General features: G+C 74.7%; 12 protein-coding genes. 11 read left to right on the top strand and 1 reads right to left on the bottom strand.

The annotated features are described in order from the left end of the window. Positions 1 to 45: 45 nt before the first annotated feature. From OHA84_RS16190 to OHA84_RS16155, 8 genes are all read left to right on the top strand, one after another. Positions 46 to 1,176, top strand: coding sequence for a glycosyltransferase (locus OHA84_RS16190; RefSeq protein WP_323181911.1), 1,131 nt, complete (start codon positions 46 to 48; stop codon positions 1,174 to 1,176). Then, on the top strand, positions 1,173 to 2,696 hold the full coding sequence (locus OHA84_RS16185) for a sugar transferase (RefSeq protein ID WP_371591392.1): 1,524 nt from the start codon (positions 1,173 to 1,175) through the stop codon (positions 2,694 to 2,696). The genes OHA84_RS16190 and OHA84_RS16185 overlap by 4 nt, the downstream gene beginning before the upstream one ends. Positions 2,697 to 2,698: 2 nt before the next feature. Further along, positions 2,699 to 4,081 (top strand): O-antigen ligase, encoded by a 1,383-nt coding sequence (locus OHA84_RS16180; protein ID WP_266971093.1) that lies wholly within the window; start codon positions 2,699 to 2,701, stop codon positions 4,079 to 4,081. Between the two features lie 122 nt (positions 4,082 to 4,203). Next, on the top strand, positions 4,204 to 5,931 hold the full coding sequence (murJ, locus tag OHA84_RS16175; protein WP_234350090.1) for a murein biosynthesis integral membrane protein MurJ: 1,728 nt from the start codon (positions 4,204 to 4,206) through the stop codon (positions 5,929 to 5,931). Then, positions 5,921 to 6,700: a polysaccharide deacetylase family protein gene (locus tag OHA84_RS16170; protein ID WP_266971095.1), complete on the top strand. Its 780-nt coding sequence runs from the start codon at positions 5,921 to 5,923 to the stop codon at positions 6,698 to 6,700. Before murJ ends, OHA84_RS16170 begins: the two co-directional genes overlap by 11 nt. Continuing rightward, positions 6,697 to 8,013: a glycosyltransferase gene (locus OHA84_RS16165; protein ID WP_266947786.1), complete on the top strand. Its 1,317-nt coding sequence runs from the start codon at positions 6,697 to 6,699 to the stop codon at positions 8,011 to 8,013. The genes OHA84_RS16170 and OHA84_RS16165 overlap by 4 nt, the downstream gene beginning before the upstream one ends. A 70-nt stretch (positions 8,014 to 8,083) precedes the next feature. Next, positions 8,084 to 8,836 carry a lipopolysaccharide biosynthesis protein gene (locus OHA84_RS16160; protein WP_053679618.1) on the top strand — a complete coding sequence of 251 codons (753 nt, stop codon included), beginning with the start codon at positions 8,084 to 8,086 and terminating at the stop codon, positions 8,834 to 8,836. Further along, positions 8,833 to 9,975 (top strand): GNAT family N-acetyltransferase, encoded by a 1,143-nt coding sequence (locus OHA84_RS16155; RefSeq protein ID WP_053679616.1) that lies wholly within the window; start codon positions 8,833 to 8,835, stop codon positions 9,973 to 9,975. Before OHA84_RS16160 ends, OHA84_RS16155 begins: the two co-directional genes overlap by 4 nt. A gap of 38 nt (positions 9,976 to 10,013) precedes the next feature. Here the strand turns inward: OHA84_RS16155 and OHA84_RS16150 are convergent, their stop codons facing one another. Next, positions 10,014 to 11,537, bottom strand: coding sequence for a glycosyl hydrolase (locus OHA84_RS16150; protein ID WP_266947783.1), 1,524 nt, complete (start codon positions 11,535 to 11,537; stop codon positions 10,014 to 10,016). 293 nt (positions 11,538 to 11,830) lie between these two features. Here OHA84_RS16150 and OHA84_RS16145 point away from each other — a divergent pair, with 293 nt between their 5' ends. From OHA84_RS16145 to OHA84_RS16135, 3 genes are all read left to right on the top strand, one after another. Beyond that, complete coding sequence (locus OHA84_RS16145) at positions 11,831 to 13,306, top strand: ATP-grasp domain-containing protein (RefSeq protein ID WP_323181912.1); 1,476 nt, start codon at positions 11,831 to 11,833, stop codon at positions 13,304 to 13,306. Positions 13,307 to 13,409: 103 nt separating this feature from the next. Beyond that, positions 13,410 to 14,675, top strand: a complete 1,266-nt coding sequence (locus OHA84_RS16140) for an NAD(P)-binding domain-containing protein (RefSeq protein WP_266974066.1) — start codon at positions 13,410 to 13,412, stop codon at positions 14,673 to 14,675. A gap of 43 nt (positions 14,676 to 14,718) precedes the next feature. After that, the gene (locus tag OHA84_RS16135) at positions 14,719 to 14,946 is read left to right on the top strand and encodes a hypothetical protein (protein WP_053679608.1); all 228 of its coding nucleotides are present in this window, start codon (positions 14,719 to 14,721) and stop codon (positions 14,944 to 14,946) included. The last annotated feature ends 56 nt before the right edge of the window (positions 14,947 to 15,002 follow it).

The raw sequence follows: 15,002 nt of genomic DNA, 5'->3' as shown, positions 1-15,002 counted from the left end.
TCTTCCCCAGCGGTACTCCGCACCGTCCTCCATCTCGTCCAACCCGTGGACGGCGGAGTCGCCCGGGTCGTCACCGACCTGGTCCGGGCGCAGGCCGCCGCCGGATTGCGCGTCGTCGTCGGCTGCCCTCGCGGCGGCCGGCTCGGCGACGACGCGCACGACGCCGGCGCCGAGGTGCTCACCTGGCGCGCCGGGCGATCACCCGGGCCAGGCCTGCCCGCCGAGGTGCTCGGCGCCGCGCGGCTGATCCGCCGCGTCCGCCCCGATCTGCTGCACGCCCACAGCGCCAAGGCCGGGTTGGCCGGGAGGCTGGCCGCGCGCGGCACCGTGGCGACCGTGTTCCAACCGCACGCGTGGTCCTTCGACGCCGTGGGCGGGGCCACCGCCGCGCTCGCGCTGCGCTGGGAGCGGTTCGGCGCCCGGTGGGCCGACCGGGTGCTCTGCGTCAGCGAGGCGGAACGTCGGGCCGGCGAGTCCGAGGGGATCACCGCCCGCTGGTCGGTCATCCGCAACGGAGTGGACACCGACCACTTCCGGCCCGGCGCCGCGGACCGGGACCTGGACCGGGCGGCGGCCCGCGCCGAACTCCCGCTGCCCGCCGAGTTCCGGGGCGACGCGCCGCTCGTCGTCTGCGTCGGCCGGCTCTGCCCGCAGAAGGGCCAGGACGTCCTGCTCAAGGCCTGGCCACAGGTGTCGGCGACCATCCCGGGCGCCCGACTGGCCCTCGTCGGGGACGGCCCCGACACCGAACGGCTGCGTCTGGGAGCCCCGCCGGGCGTCCTCTTCGCGGGGGCCGCCTCCGACATCCGACCGTGGCTTCGGGCCGCCGATCTCGTTGTAATGCCGTCGCGGTGGGAAGGCATGGCGCTCGCCCCGCTCGAAGCCATGGCCTGCGGTCGCCCGGTCCTGGTCTCCGACGTCAGTGGTGCCCGGGAAAGTCTGCCGCCCGGCCAGGGGCGGCTGTGCCTGGTGCCACCGGAGGACCCGACGGCACTGGCCAAGGCCCTCTGCGGGCTGTTGGTCGAACCGCGGCTGCTCGCCGAACTCGGGGAGCGGGCCCGGGAGCACGCCCGGACCGACTTCGACGTACGGCGGACCACGGACGCGGTCACCGGCCTGTACCACGAACTGCTGGGCAGGCCCCGGCCCTTGAACCAGGAGCGCATCAGCCGATGACGATGGACAGCGCACCCGCCCGGCACCCCGGGCAGGGCGGCACGGGGCCCGCCGGGAGCAGCGCCTTCGCGCCCGCGCCCCACACCCCAGCCCGCCGTTCCGTGACCGCCATCCACCCCCCGCGCGGGCCCCAGGTCGAACCGGCCAGGACCGCCGTCCGGCCGCGGCGGGTCCGCCCCCGCGACCGGGTCATGGCGCTGGTGGCCTCCGACGCGCTGGCCGCCGCGCTCACCGTTTCGGCCGTACCCGGACCGGGCCTCGCGACCGAGGCCGTCCTGCCCCTCGCGATCCTGCTCCTCGCGCTGCACGCGCAGGCCGGGTTGTACCGGCCGCGGCTCGCGCCCTCCGCGCTGTTCGAACTGCCCGCGCTCGCCGGTCGGGCCGTCGTCCTGTGGTGCGGGGCCGCCGCCGTCCTGGCCGCCTTCCACCCCGGACAGGCCATGGGCTGGAGCGTGCTGCTCGCCGGCGTCTGCCTCCAGGTCCTCCTGGTCTGCGCCGGCCGGGGCCTCGTGAACCGGCTCCACCGGCGCGCCGCGCTGCGCTCGCCCGCCTCCGCGCTCGTCGTCGGTCCCGGCACGGGCGCCGGGGCGGTCGCCACCGCCCTCCACGGGCGCCCCGAGTACGGACTGCGGCCCGTGGGGATCGCCGACACCGGCGCCGGCGACGGGGAGCACGCCACCCTCCCGGTGCTCGCCACCCACGAGGACGTCCGGCGCGCGGTCATCCAGAACTCCGTCCGGCACGCCGTCTTCACCCGCCCGCCGGAGGCCGACGAGCGCACCGCGTCACTGGTCCGGCTCTTCCACGACCACGGCTGCCGACTCTGGCTCGCCGACCCCGCCGGCACCGCCAAGGTCACCGGCATGCGGGTGGCGCAGCCGGCCGACCAGTTGTGGGGGTACGCCGTGCAGCCGCTGCTGCCGCGACCGTCCCGGCCGTTGGAGCGGTACGCGAAGCGGATCATCGACTCCTCGCTCGCCGCGCTCGCCCTGCTGTTCGCCGCGCCCGTGATGGCCGCCTGCGCCCTGGCCGTACGGCTCGTCGACGGTCCCGGTGTGATCTTCCGCCAGGAGCGGGTCGGGCTGTACGGACGCCCCTTCACCCTGCTGAAGTTCCGCACCCTGAGCGCCGATCCCCACGAGTCCGCCACCCGGTGGACGGTCGCGGGAGACCGTCGGATGAGCCCGGTCGGGTCCTTCCTGCGCAAGTCCTCGCTGGACGAGCTGCCGCAGCTGTGGAACGTCGTACGGGGTGACATGAGCCTGGTCGGTCCGCGCCCCGAGCGGCCCTTCTTCGTCGCCAAGTTCAGCAGCGTGCACCCCGGTTACGAGGCCCGCCACCGGATGCCCGTCGGGATCACCGGACTCGCGCAGATCAACGGACTGCGCGGGGACACCTCCATCGAGGACCGGGCCCGCTTCGACAACCACTACATCGACACCTGGTCGTTGTGGCAGGACCTGTGGATCCTCGCCCGCACCGCGGCCGGGTTCTTCCGATTCCGGCTGGGGGGCAGCTGAGCATGAGCCTTGCCGTATCGAGCCCCTGGGTACGCCCGGACGTCGGTGGGCTGCTGCGCCGGCACTGGCCGCTGCTGCCGCTCGCCGCGACCGTGCTGTTCCTCCTCGCCCCGCTGCCGGCGGGCGACGCCACCACCTCGGGCAAGGTCGGACCCGCCGACGCCGCCTCACTGCTGCTCGTCCTGGTGTGCGCCGTACAGGCGGTGCGCGGCCGGGTGCGGACGCTGACCCCGTTGGGGGCGGTCGTCCTGGGGCTGCCCGCCGTGGGACTCGCGGTGGCCACCGTCACCGCGGGGGACCCGTACGCGGCCCTGCCCGGGTTCGTGCGCTACCTCCAGGTCTTCGTGCTGGTCCCGGCGGCGATCGTGCTGCTGGTGCGGGACGCCCGCGAGTTCCGGCTCGCCGCCGCCTGCTTCGTGGTGCTGGCACTGGTTCAGGGAGCCGTCGGCGTCGTGCAGTTCGCGACCCACACCGGGGCCTCGTACCAGGGCGAGGACATCCGCGCCGTGGGCACCTTCGGCCCCGGTGACGTCATGGGCATGGCCACGGTGGTCGCGTACGGGCTGATCGTCGCGACCGCCGCCGCGCTGGCGCCGGGACTGCCGCGGCGGGTCCGGAGGGTGGCCGCCGGCTGCGCGCTCGCCCTGGTCCTGCCGCTGGTGCTGTCCTTCAGCCGGGGCGCGTGGATCGCCACCCTCGGTGCGGCCGTCCTCGTCATGGTGATCGCCGGGATCCGGCGGGCGCTCAAGGTACTGGTGGCGCTCGTCGCGATCGGCGTGGTGCTCGTGGGCGGGCTCGGGGTCGGCTCCGAGATGGTCGCGGAACGACTGACCTCGATCACCCAGGTCTCCGCCGCCCCCGACCAATCGGTCACCGACCGCTACACCATGTGGGCCGCCGCCGAGTCGATGTGGCGCGAGCGGCCCGCGGCCGGCGTCGGCCTCAAGGGCTTCCCGGCCAACCGCGACGGCCACTCCGGCCTGGCCCTGTCCGCCGGCAGCGACACCGCCGGCGCGGGGCAGGCCTACATCAAGCAACCACTGCTGTCCCCCCACAACATGTACCTGCTCGTGCTCAGCGAGCAGGGTCTGATCGGACTGACCGCGCTGGTCGGCGGCTGGGCGGCGCTGCTGGTCGCGGGCGTCCGCCGGTGCGTCTCCGGCCGAGGGGCCCTGGACTGCGGACTGGTCGCCGTCGGGCTCCTGGCGTGGCAACTGACCGACTTCCTCTACGCGGACATCGGCGGGCCGTCCACCGTCCTGACCGGGGTGATCATCGGACTCGCCGCCTGGTGGGCGCTGTCCTCCCGGGGCGATCCGGAGGGCGGGTTCGCGACCGGCACCGGCCGGGGCCGGCCGGCCGCCCAGTGGCCGGCCGGCCGGTGACGGGCACCCCGCCCCGGCGGCCCGCGGCCGCGGCGACGGACCTCGCCGCGACCGCGGGCCGTCCGCCGCGGCCGGCGGAACCGGACGCCGCCCGCGGCGGCGCCCACGGGGATCGGGGCCGCGTGATCGCGTCCGGCGGCCCCACCGTCGCGGGGGCGCCCCCCGCCGAATCCGAGGGCCCCGCCGCCGCCCGCGCGCGGGCCGGGAGGGGATCCGGATCGGGCGACCCCGGCGCACCCGCCCCCCTGGGCCGGTACCTCGCCAAGGCCGCCGCCGTCACCGCCGGCCTCACCGCCGCGGGGGCGGTGTTCGGACTCGTACGCGACCAGACCATCGCCCACCTCTTCGGCGCCGGGCACGACAGCGACGCGTTCCTCATCGCCTGGACCGTCCCCGAGATGGCCTCGACGCTGCTCATCGAGGACGCCATGGCGCTGCTGATGGTGCCCGCCTTCAGCCACGCCCTGGCCCGCCGGGCCGCCGACCGCGCCGGGCTCACCCGCAAGGAGGCCCGCGCGCAGGACCCCGTACGGCTGCTCGTGGCCGCGACCCTGCCGCGGCTCCTGGTGCTGCTGGCCGCCGTGGCCTCCGTACTGATCGTCGCCGCGCCGCTCGTCGTGGGCATGCTCGCGCCCGGACTGCCCGATCCCGACCTGGCCGTCCAGTGCACCCGGCTGACCGCCCTCACCGTGATCACCTTCGGGATCGCCGGATACTTCAGCGCCGCGCTGCGGGCCCACAGATCCTTCCTGCCGCCCGCCGCGATCTACGTCTCCTACAACGTCGGGATCATCGGCGCCATGGTCGCCCTCCACGCCCTGTGGGGAGTGCGGGCCGCCGCGGCCGGGGTCGCCCTCGGCGGGGCGCTGATGGTGCTCGTCCAACTGCCCGCGTTCATCCGGAACGTGGGCTTCGGGCCGTCCCGGGCCAAGGGCGCACCGCGCAGCCGCCGCGACCGGGACCGGCCGACGCTGATCGCCTTCGGGCTGATCGCCCCCGTCATCTTCTTCGCCGTCTTCCGGCAGTCCCAGGTCCTCGTCGAACGGTTCCTGGCCGCCTCGCTCCCGTCCGGAGCCATCTCGCACCTGAACTACGCGCAGAAGGTCGCGCAGATGCCGATGGTGCTGTCCCTGATGATCTGCACGGTCACCTTCCCGGTCGTCGCCCAGGCCATGGCCGGCGGCGAACGCGAGAAGGCCCGGCGGCGCGTCGAACGGGACCTGGCCCTCGCCTCCCTCGTCGTCCTCATGGGCACCGCCCTCGTCATCGGGTACGCGCCCCAGATCATCCAGGTCCTCTTCGAACGCGGCGCCTTCACCCACCGGGACACCCTCGCCACCGCCTCCGTGATGCGGGTCTACGGCCTCGGACTCCTCGGCCACTGCCTCGTCGGGGCGCTGTCCCGGCCCTTCTTCTCGACCGCCCGGCCCACCTGGTTCCCGGCGGTCGCGATGGGCGCCGGACTGCTCGTCAACATCGTCTTCGGAGCCCTCGCCGTCGGCTGGTGGGGGATCTACGGGATCGCCGCCGCCAACGCCGCCGGCATCTCCACCACCGCCGCCCTGCTCCTCACCGGACTCGGCTCCCGGATCGTCGCCATCCAGGTCCGCCGGGTCGCCGTCAGCATCGGCCGCCTCGCGGTCGCCGCCGTCGCCGCCTGCGCCACCGGCTGGATCGCCGGCCCCAAGATCCCCGACCCGCTGCTCAGCGCCGCACTCGGCTGCCTGCTGGTCCCGGCCATGTTCGGAGCCACCGGGATGGCCATGCGGGCACTCGAAGTCACCGTGCTGCCCGCCCAGATCGCCCAGCTCACCTCCCAGCTCACCCAGAGGTTCCGCAATGCCCGCTGACACCGACACGGAGCCCGCCGCCGTGGTGGTCCCCGCCCGCCGGACCGCATCGCCGTGGGTCCTCATGTACCACTCGGTCGCCGAGTTCACCGACCCCGCCGAGGACCCGTACGGCATCACCGTCACCCCGCGCGTGCTGGAGGCCCAGCTGCTGTGGCTGCGCTCCCGGGGTCTGCGCGGGGTGTCCGTGGGCGAACTGCTCCGGGCCCGCGCGGCCGGGCGCGGAGCCGGGCTCGTCGGACTCACCTTCGACGACGGGTACACCGACTTCCTCACCCGGGCGCTGCCCCTGCTGAAGCGCCTCGATTTCACCTCCACGCTGTTCGTGCTGCCGGGACGGCTCGGAGTGGACAACATGTGGGACCCGCTGGGCCCCCGCAAGTCCCTGCTCACCGCCGAGGGCATCCGCGAGGTCGCCGCCGCCGGGCAGGAGATCGGCTCGCACGGGCTGCTCCACCAGGACCTCACCGCCACCCCCGACGACGTGCTCCGGCAGGAGCTGCGGGGCAGCCGCGACCTGCTGCGGGAACTGACCGGGACGCTGCCCGAGGGGTTCTGCTACCCGTACGGGCATCTCGACGCGCGGGTCGTGGACGCCACCCGGGCCGCCGGCTACGGCTACGCGTGCGCCATCGACCCCGGTCGGCTCGCCGGCCCGTACGCCCTGCCCCGTACGCACATCAGCCAGGCCGACGGCGGAGCGCGGCTGCGGATCAAGCGGCTGCGGCACCGCATGCGGGAGCTGCGCAGGGGGGTGGCGGCGCGATGAACGCGACGGACGGGATGAAGTCGCTCAAGGTGCTGCACGTCATCACCGGCCTGGGCGTCGGTGGAGCCGAGCAGCAACTGCGCCTGCTCCTGCGCCACATGCCCATGCGGTGCGACGTGCTGACCCTGACCAACCCCGGCCCGGTGGCCGAGGGGCTGCGGGCCGACGGGGTACGGGTCGTCCACCTCGGGATGAAGGGCAACCGGGACCTGGGGGCGCTGCCCCGGATGGTGCGGTTCATCCGGCGCGAACGCTACGACCTGGTCCACACCCACCTGTACCGGGCCTGCCTCTACGGGCGGCTCGCGGCCCGGCTCGCGGGCGTGCGCACGACCGTGGCCACCGAACACTCCCTCGGCGGGAGCGAGATCGAGGGACGACGGCTCTCGCGCGGGGTCCGGGCCCTGTACCTGACCGGCGAACGCCTCGGCGCGGCGACGGTGGCCGTCTCCGACACCGTGGCGACGCGGCTGGAGGGTTGGGGGGTGCCGGCCGCGCGCATCCACGTCGTACCGAACGGCATCGAGGCCGTCCGCTTCCGCTTCGACGAAGGCGTGCGCAGGGCCACGCGGGCCCGGGCCGGGCTCCCGGAACGGGCCTTCGTGGTGGGCGGGGTCGGCCGGCTCGTACCGGGCAAGCGGTTCGACGTGCTCGTACGGGCCGTGGCCGCCCTGCCCGGGGCCCATCTGCTGCTGGCCGGCGACGGACCCGAACGGGCCGCGCTGCGACGGCTCGCCGCCGACCTCGGCGCCCAGAGCCGGATCCACCTGCTCGGGGAACGGGACCCGCTCGGCGACAGCGCGGACGGGCGGACGCCCGGCATCCCCGCCCTGCTGGCCGCCATGGACGTCTTCGTGTCCCCGTCGCGGGAAGAGGCCTTCGGGCTCGCGGTCGTCGAGGCGCTCGCCGCAGGACTGCCCGTCCTGCACGTCACCTGCCCCGCCATCGACGACCTGCCCGCGACGCAGGCGCCCGGAGCCAGGCGGATCGGCACCGGGACGGAGGAGCTCGTCGCCGCGCTGCGCGGACACATGGAGGCGGGGTCCGGCCGGTTGCCGGCGCCGCCCGTGGTGCGGCGGTACGACATCGCGCGGAGCGCGGAGCGGCTGCTCTCGGTCTACGCCGAAGCGTTGGCCGCGCCGCGCGAGGGGGACCGGGACGCCGCCCCGGACCCGGACACGGGTGCGCAACGAGGGGCCGGTGCGCAAGGGGGCGGGGTCGGGGCGCCGGCCGCTCCCGGGCGCGGGCCGGACGCACGGGGGGACGCCGCCCGGCCGGGGGCCGTAAGCACGCCCGGCCGGGGCGACGGCTGATCAGTCCTACCGCAGGGGCCCCGCAGCGGGGCCGAAGGAAGTTCCCTCCACTCAGGAAGCGAGCACGCACATGGCCGACACCGCCGACCAGAAGAAGTCCGACCAGACGAAGGCCGAGCAGAGGAAGTCCGAGCAGAGGAAGTCCGACCACCGCTCCGCGAAGAAGGCGCGGACCCGGTTGTCGGCGCCCGTGTGGTGGCCGTTGCCCGCCTGCGCGCTGCTGGGACTGGCCGCCGGCGGGGCGTACGGGGTGCTCAAGGCGCCCGAGTACGCCGCCACCAGCTACGTCGTCGCCGTCCCGGACGACACCACCGAACCGGCCACCGCCCTCGGCTTCGCCCAGGCCTACGCCCGCATCGCCACCAGCAACTCCACCCTCGCCTACGCCCAGCCCCGCGCCGGCATCAGCGCCCACCGGCTGCGGACCCAGGTGCGCGCCGAGACCTCCCCCGAGTCCCCGATGATCGCCATCACCGGTACCTCCAAGAGCCCGGCCGAGGCCGCCGACATCGCGAACGCGGTCGCCGACGCCCTGTCGCTGAGCAGCAACCAGGCCGCCAAGAACACCGGCGTGCAACTGCTGCTGTTCAACCAGGCCGTCGCACCCACCGACCCGGCCTCGGCCTCCGCGCCGCTCAGCGGAGCCGTCGGACTCTGCGCGGGCGGGCTCGTCGGCGGCCTGTGGATGCTGGCCCGACCCGGGCGCCGGCGTACCGACGAGGTCGTCGCCGAGGTCGCCGAGAGCCCCGTGGCCGGCGAGTTCGCGACGCTGCCCGCGCAGGGCGAGCACACCACGGCCAAGGAGAAGGAGTCCGTGCGATGAGTGCGGGCTCCGCCGGGGGCCTGTCGGTGACGCTGTGTCGGGACCCCCGGCAGTTCGCCGCGCTGGAAGAGCCGTGGAACCGGCTCGTCCGCGGCTGCCCCACCGCCACCCCCTTCCAGAGCCACGCCTGGCTGCACTCCTGGTGGCTGTCGTACGGGAAGGAGGGCCGGCTCCGGCTCGTCCTCGTGCGCCGCGGCGAAGAACTGGTCGGCGTCGCCGCGCTGATGCTCGTACACCGCCCGCTGCCGCTGCTGGTGCCGCTGGGCGGCGGGATCACCGACTACTTCGACGTGCTCGTGGCCCCCGAGCACGCCGATCAGGTCGTTCCGGCGCTGGCCCGCGGGCTGCACCGGGCCGCCCGCGGGGCGGTCGTCGACCTCCGCGAGGTGCGGCCCGGGGCGGTCGCCGAGACGCTGTTCCGGGAATGGCCCGGGGCGCGGGCCAGGCTCACCGACTCCACCTGCATGGAACTGCCCGCGCTGCCCTTCGACGAGCTCGTCCGGCGCATGCCCTCCTCCGGGGCCCAGCGGGTGCGGGCCAAGCTCCGCAAGACCGACGCGGCCGGGATCGAGGAGCACGACGTCACCGAGCAGGAGGTGCCGCGTGCCGTGCGGACGCTGCTGCGGCTGCACGAGAAGCAGTGGCGGGGGCGCGGGGTGACCCCCGAACACCTCAAGCCGCGCTTCGCCGAGCACCTGACCCGGGCCGTCCGGCGGATGGTGCGCGTCGGGGAAGGCCGCCTCACCGAGTTCCGACTGGACGGGAACGTGGTCGCGGCCAACGTCACGCTGCTCTCGTCGGCCCTGAGCGGCGGGTACCTGTACGGGGCCGACCCGGACCTGCGCGACCGCAAGGTGGACATCGCCACGCTGCTGCTGCGCCACGAGGCCGGCCGGGCGCTCGCGGAGGGGCGGCCGGTGGTGAGCTTCCTGCGCGGCAACGAACCGTACAAGAACCACTGGCGGCCCGAAACGGTGGTCAACCAGCGGTTCCTGCTGGCCACCAACGCGCTCGCGCCCCTGCTGCGACTGCACGAGTCGCAGGTGTCGGGGCGCGAGCGGGCGGTGGACGCGCTGCGCGAGGCGATGCCGGGCGCCAGGGACTGGCGGGCGCGGCTCAACGAACTGCGGGTGCGATGACGGGAGTCACGCGACCGGGCCCGGACGGGCCGGTTCGCCTAGAAGGGCCAGAGCCAGCCCTTGCGCCAGTCGAGCTTGACGCAGACGGCCTGGTTGCCGACGAGCTTGGACAGCCACTCCCCGAAGTTGAGCGGCACGCACCACTGCGTGTCGTTGACGGGCGGCTTCGGCGTCGTCGGCTCGACCGGCTCGGGCGTGGCGACGGGCGTGAGCGGGCTCGGCGCCGCCGGGCTCGGCGCGACCGGGCTGGGGGCCGCGGGGGAGGGGACGGCCGGGGAGGGCTCCACGACGGGAACCTCCGGGGACGGGCTCACCGGCGTCTCGACGGAGGGCTCCGCGGACGGCTCGGCGGGAACGTCCACCGGCGGGACGACCGGCGGGACCGACGGTGCCTGGGGCGTGGGCACCTGCGGTGTGGGGATCTGCGGAGTCGGGACCTGGGGCGTGGGCACCTGCGGTGTCGGGATCTGCGGGGTCGGGACCTGGGGGGTGGGGACGACCGGGGTCGGGACCACGGGGGTCGGGATCACCGGAGTGGGGACCACCGGCGTGGGGACCACCGGCGTCGGGGTGACCGGGCCGGGCTTTTGCGGGGTGAGGGCCTCCTTGAACACCTTCGAGGACTGGGGGTTCTGCTTGCACTGCCAGACGCCGTGCGGGCAGTAGTCCGTGATGGTGTGATAGAGCGGCTTGTGCTGCTCGATCCACTTGAGCATGCGCCGCACGTACTCCGGATTGTCCCCGCGCCGGAACAGGCCCCACTCCGGATACGAGATCTCCTTGCCGTGTGCCTTCGCGAAGTCCACGTGCTGCTGGAGGCCGTACGGCTGCGAGATCTGTTCGTCGAAGTCCGTGCCGGGACCCTGGTCGTACGAGTCCATTCCGATGATGTCCACCACGTCGTCGCCCGGGTAGCACTTGGTCCAGCCGATCGCGTCGGTACCCCGGTTCGGTGCGAAGTCGAACGTGAACTTCTGGCCGGGCACGGACCGCATCGCGGCGACGGCGCGCTTCCAGTACCGCTTCCAGTTCTCCGGGTCGGGCCCGCAGCGGTGGGTGTACGTGGTGCCGTTCATCTCCCAGCCCAGGACGATGACGGTGTCCGGGACGCCCAGCCCCACCAGTCGTTCGGCCAGCCGCTTGAAGTGCGGGTCGTAGTCGCCCTGCGCGCCCGCCCTGATCAGCTGGGCCACCTGGCGGTCGGACACCCGCTCCTCGTTGCGCTCCTGCATGGGCACGTTGAGGACGAACATCCGGTCGTCGTCCTCCCGGCGCCACGCGGCCCAGTCCGCGAGGAAACCCACGTTGCCCTCGATGCCGGCCCACCGGTCGCCGGGCAGATAGGTGTGCCCGACCCGGATCTCCTTGCCGCCCAGCCAGTTCGACAGGTACGGGATCCGGGCCACCCCCGACGGCCCGTAGTCGAGATAGGCGCCCATGGCGATGTCGGAGCCCTTGGGTGCTTCCTCGTCGGGCGCCGCGAGCGCGGCGCCGGAGGCCAGCAGTCCGGCCGTGACCGTGCCGACGCAGGTGCTCGCCAGTCGGCGGCGTGGTGTGGGCATGGCGTCTCCCGAGCTTCCCGAACCGGTGTGCTTGTCAACGACGTTAGGCATCACATCCGACGAATGGCCTGTCCGGTGACCGCTGCATAGGCCATTCGCAGGCGCACACCACCCCCGCTTGGTCCGACTAGGTGAAAGACACCGTTTTCATGCACGCGTTCGCCAACCATGTGCCCGCCGTTCTGCTCCGACTCGATCGCAACCCGTTCCACCACGGAACCCTCGGCGCCGTCAGATCCCTTGGGCGCAAAGGCGTGGAGGTCCATGTAGTCGTCGAGGCCGGGGGAGGTCCGGTGAGGCGCTCGCGGTATCTGCGCGCCGTGCATCCCGGGCCGGTCGGCGGGCTCGACCCCGAGACCCCGCAAGCCTTGCTGGACTGCCTGCTCACCGTGTCCGAGCGGATCGGGCGCCCCGCGGTGCTCGTCGCGATGGACGACCTCAGCGCCATCGCGGTCGCCCGGATCGCCCCGGCGCTCGACGAGCGGTACCGGATTCCCCATCAGCCGGACGGACTGCCCGCGCGGGTGGCCGACAAGGCCGAACTGTCGCGGCTGTGCGCGCGGTGGGACATCCCGCACCCCGAGACGGTGATCCCGGCGAGCGGGGCCGAGGCGTCCGAGGCCGCCTGGCGGTTGGGGCTGCCGGTGGTGGCGAAGTGGAGCCGGCCGTGGCTGCTTCCGGCGGGCGAGGGGCTGCGGAGCACCACGCTGCTGCACAGCGCGGCCGAGGCGCGACGCCTGTACGAACGCTCGGCGAGGGCGGGCAGCCGGCTGCTGCTCCAGCGGTTCCTGCCGGCCGGTCAGGACACCGACTGGTTCTTCCACGGGGCCTTCGCGCGGGGCGGACATCCGCTGCTCGTGGGGTCCGGGCGCAAGGAACTGTCCTGGCCGGTACGGACGGGGCTGACGGCCGTCGGACGGTGGCTGCCGGACCCGGCGGTGGAGGAGGCGGGGCTACGGCTCGCCGAACGCCTCGGCTACCAGGGGATCCTGGACCTCGACTTCCGACGCGACGAGCGGGGCTGCTTCCGGCTGGTGGACTTCAACCCGCGTCCCGGGGCCCAGTTCCGGCTGTTCACGGACACGGGCGGACTGGACGTGGTCCAGGCGATGTACCTGGACCTGACGGGGCAACGGGTACCGACCCCCTCGGGCGGGCCGGGCCGGGTGTTCGTCGCGGAGAACTACGCGCTGCTGGCGGCGGTACGCGGACGCCGGCTGCCGCTCGCCCCGCGGCCGGGTCGGGGAGCGGCGCGGGGGGCGGCGTCTCGGCCGCACCCGCTCCGGAACCCGGCCCCGGAGCCCGGCGCGGCCCCGCCCGCCGGCGGCTCCCGGGACGGGGTCGTGATCCCGGACCCGGCGCGGCCGGACCGGCCCGGCCGGGCGGCGGAGCACCGGGTGGGCCAAGGCGCCGCGACCCCGGGCCGGAGTGACGGCGGGGGGCCGGGGTCCGCCGCGACCGGGCCGGCCACCGCCGGGCCGGCGCGGGCCGCGCCGAGGGACCGGCGCGCCGACGTGGAGGCGGCCTGGTTCGCCTCGGACGACGTGATGCCGTTCGTCGCGATGGTCACCGCGTTCCTGGGCCGGGGCTTCGGCAAGGGGGCCCGGGTCCTGCGCGGCTTCCCCGAGCAGGGCCGCCGTACCGCCCGGGCCGTGGTGCGCGCGCCCCGTCAACGCGGTCGGGAACAGGCGTCCGAGGGCCCCGGCGGACCTGCCGCGCGCCCGGCCCCGCCGGAGGCGGCCGAACCGGACGAGCTGGTGAGCCGGTGACACACCTCATCCGGTGACACGCCTCATCCGGTGACCACCCCCGCCCCGGGCGGGCCCGTCCGGGGCGGTCGGCCATGACAGTGGAGGGACAGCGATGACACGAATGGACGACCTCGTCGTGGTCGGCGCGGGGCCGTACGGGCTGTCGATCGCCGCGCACGCCGCGGCGGCCGGACTCCGCGTACGGGTACTGGGGCGGCCCATGGCGTCCTGGCGGGACCACATGCCCGAGGGGATGTACCTGAAGTCGGAGCCCTGGTCATCCAACCTGTCCGCGCCCGGCGGGCGGCACACCCTCGCCGACTACTGCGCCGGCCGGGGCGTGCGGGCCGAGCACGGCGGACCGCTGCCGATCGGCACCTTCAGCGCGTACGGGCTCTGGTTCGCCGGGAGGGCCGCGCCCGAGGTGGAGGAGGTGACGGTCACGGAGCTGACCCCGCAGGGGGGCGGCTTCCGGATCAGGACCGCGCAGGGGCCGCCGCTGTTCGCCCGTACCGTCGCCCTGGCGGTGGGGGTGATGCCGTTCGTGAACTTCCCCGCCGTACTGCGGGACCTGCCAGCCGCCCACTACTCGCACAGCAGCGGCCACCGCGACCTGACCCGGTTCGCCGGCCGGGAGGTCGCGGTGCTCGGGGCCGGGCAGGCGGCCCTGGAGACCGCGGCCCTGCTGGCGGAGGCCGGGGCGCGACCGTGTCTGGTGGCCCGGCGGCCCCGGCTGAACTGGAACACCGTCCCGCAGCCCCTGGAACGGTCCCCGCTGCGGGCCCTGCGCGACCCGCACAGCGGGCTGGGCACGGGATGGCGCAGTTGGGTGTGGTCGGAACTGCCGTGGGCGGTGCGCCGGCTGCCCGCGGCGACCCGGGAACGCATCGCCGCCACGGCGCTGGGGCCCGCCGGCGCCTGGTGGCTGCGGGACCGCTTCGAACAGCGGGTACCGGTGCTGCTCGGCCACCATCTGCACCGGGCGGTCGCGGCGGGCGACCACACCCGACTGGAGCTGACCTCCGCGACCGGGGAGTCCGTCGTCCTCGACACCTCGCACGTCATCTCGGCCACCGGATTCGCCCCCGACCTGCGCCGACTGGAACTGCTGGACGTCGGGCTGCGGACCGCGCTGCGCACCGTGGGCGGCGGCGGAACGCCCGAGCTGAGCGCGGGCTTCGAATCATCGTGGCCCGGGCTGTTCTTCGCGGGTCTGCTGACGGCTCCCTCATTCGGCCCTTCCATGCGATTCGTGCACGGTGCGGGCTTCACGGCGGGGAGACTGGTGAAGGGAGTCCTGGGGAGGCTCGGAGCCCGGGGTCGACTGCCGGGTTCCGCCCCCGGCGACCGGCTCGACCGGGCCGTCGCCGGGCACCCCGAGGCGTAGCCGCGGTGAGACGGGTACACGGTGAGAGGTGAGAGGGGTCGCGATGGGCGCGGAGCGAGCACAGGGCGGCCGTGGCTGGGTACGCATCCCCGCCAGCCGTGCGGAACAGCCGCCGGGCCGGCCCAAGGGCGCGACCTTCGGCCCCGGTGACCAGTCCACGATCTACCTCTCCCTGCTGAAGCGCTGGCGAGAGGCCGGACGCACCCTTCCGGGGCATCCTGACGAAGAGTGGGAGCGGCTGATCTCCCAGCCGTGCTGGCCCGGCCGTTAGGTGGTGTGACGCGTGGCAGCGGCGGAGCGACCCGACAGACCCGCGCCGGACGGCGG

This window comes from Streptomyces sp. NBC_00513 (genome assembly GCF_041431415.1).
Taxonomy (GTDB): Bacteria; Actinomycetota; Actinomycetes; order Streptomycetales; family Streptomycetaceae; genus Streptomyces.
Note: the sequence above shows the minus strand (reverse complement) of the source record. Positions and strands in the feature narration are given on the sequence as shown.

Excerpts from the sequence above, each read along its gene's own strand:
- OHA84_RS16185 (WP_371591392.1), top strand. The coding sequence starts at position 1,173 with ATGACGATGGACAGCGCACCCGCCCGGCACCCCGGGCAGGGCGGCACG.
- OHA84_RS16180 (WP_266971093.1), top strand. The coding sequence starts at position 2,699 with ATGAGCCTTGCCGTATCGAGCCCCTGGGTACGCCCGGACGTCGGTGGG.
- OHA84_RS16170 (WP_266971095.1), top strand. The coding sequence starts at position 5,921 with ATGCCCGCTGACACCGACACGGAGCCCGCCGCCGTGGTGGTCCCCGCC.
- OHA84_RS16165 (WP_266947786.1), top strand. The coding sequence starts at position 6,697 with ATGAACGCGACGGACGGGATGAAGTCGCTCAAGGTGCTGCACGTCATC.
- OHA84_RS16160 (WP_053679618.1), top strand. The coding sequence starts at position 8,084 with ATGGCCGACACCGCCGACCAGAAGAAGTCCGACCAGACGAAGGCCGAG.
- OHA84_RS16155 (WP_053679616.1), top strand. The coding sequence starts at position 8,833 with ATGAGTGCGGGCTCCGCCGGGGGCCTGTCGGTGACGCTGTGTCGGGAC.
- OHA84_RS16150 (WP_266947783.1), bottom strand. The coding sequence starts at position 11,537 with ATGCCCACACCACGCCGCCGACTGGCGAGCACCTGCGTCGGCACGGTC.
- OHA84_RS16140 (WP_266974066.1), top strand. The coding sequence starts at position 13,410 with ATGGACGACCTCGTCGTGGTCGGCGCGGGGCCGTACGGGCTGTCGATC.
- OHA84_RS16135 (WP_053679608.1), top strand. The coding sequence starts at position 14,719 with ATGGGCGCGGAGCGAGCACAGGGCGGCCGTGGCTGGGTACGCATCCCC.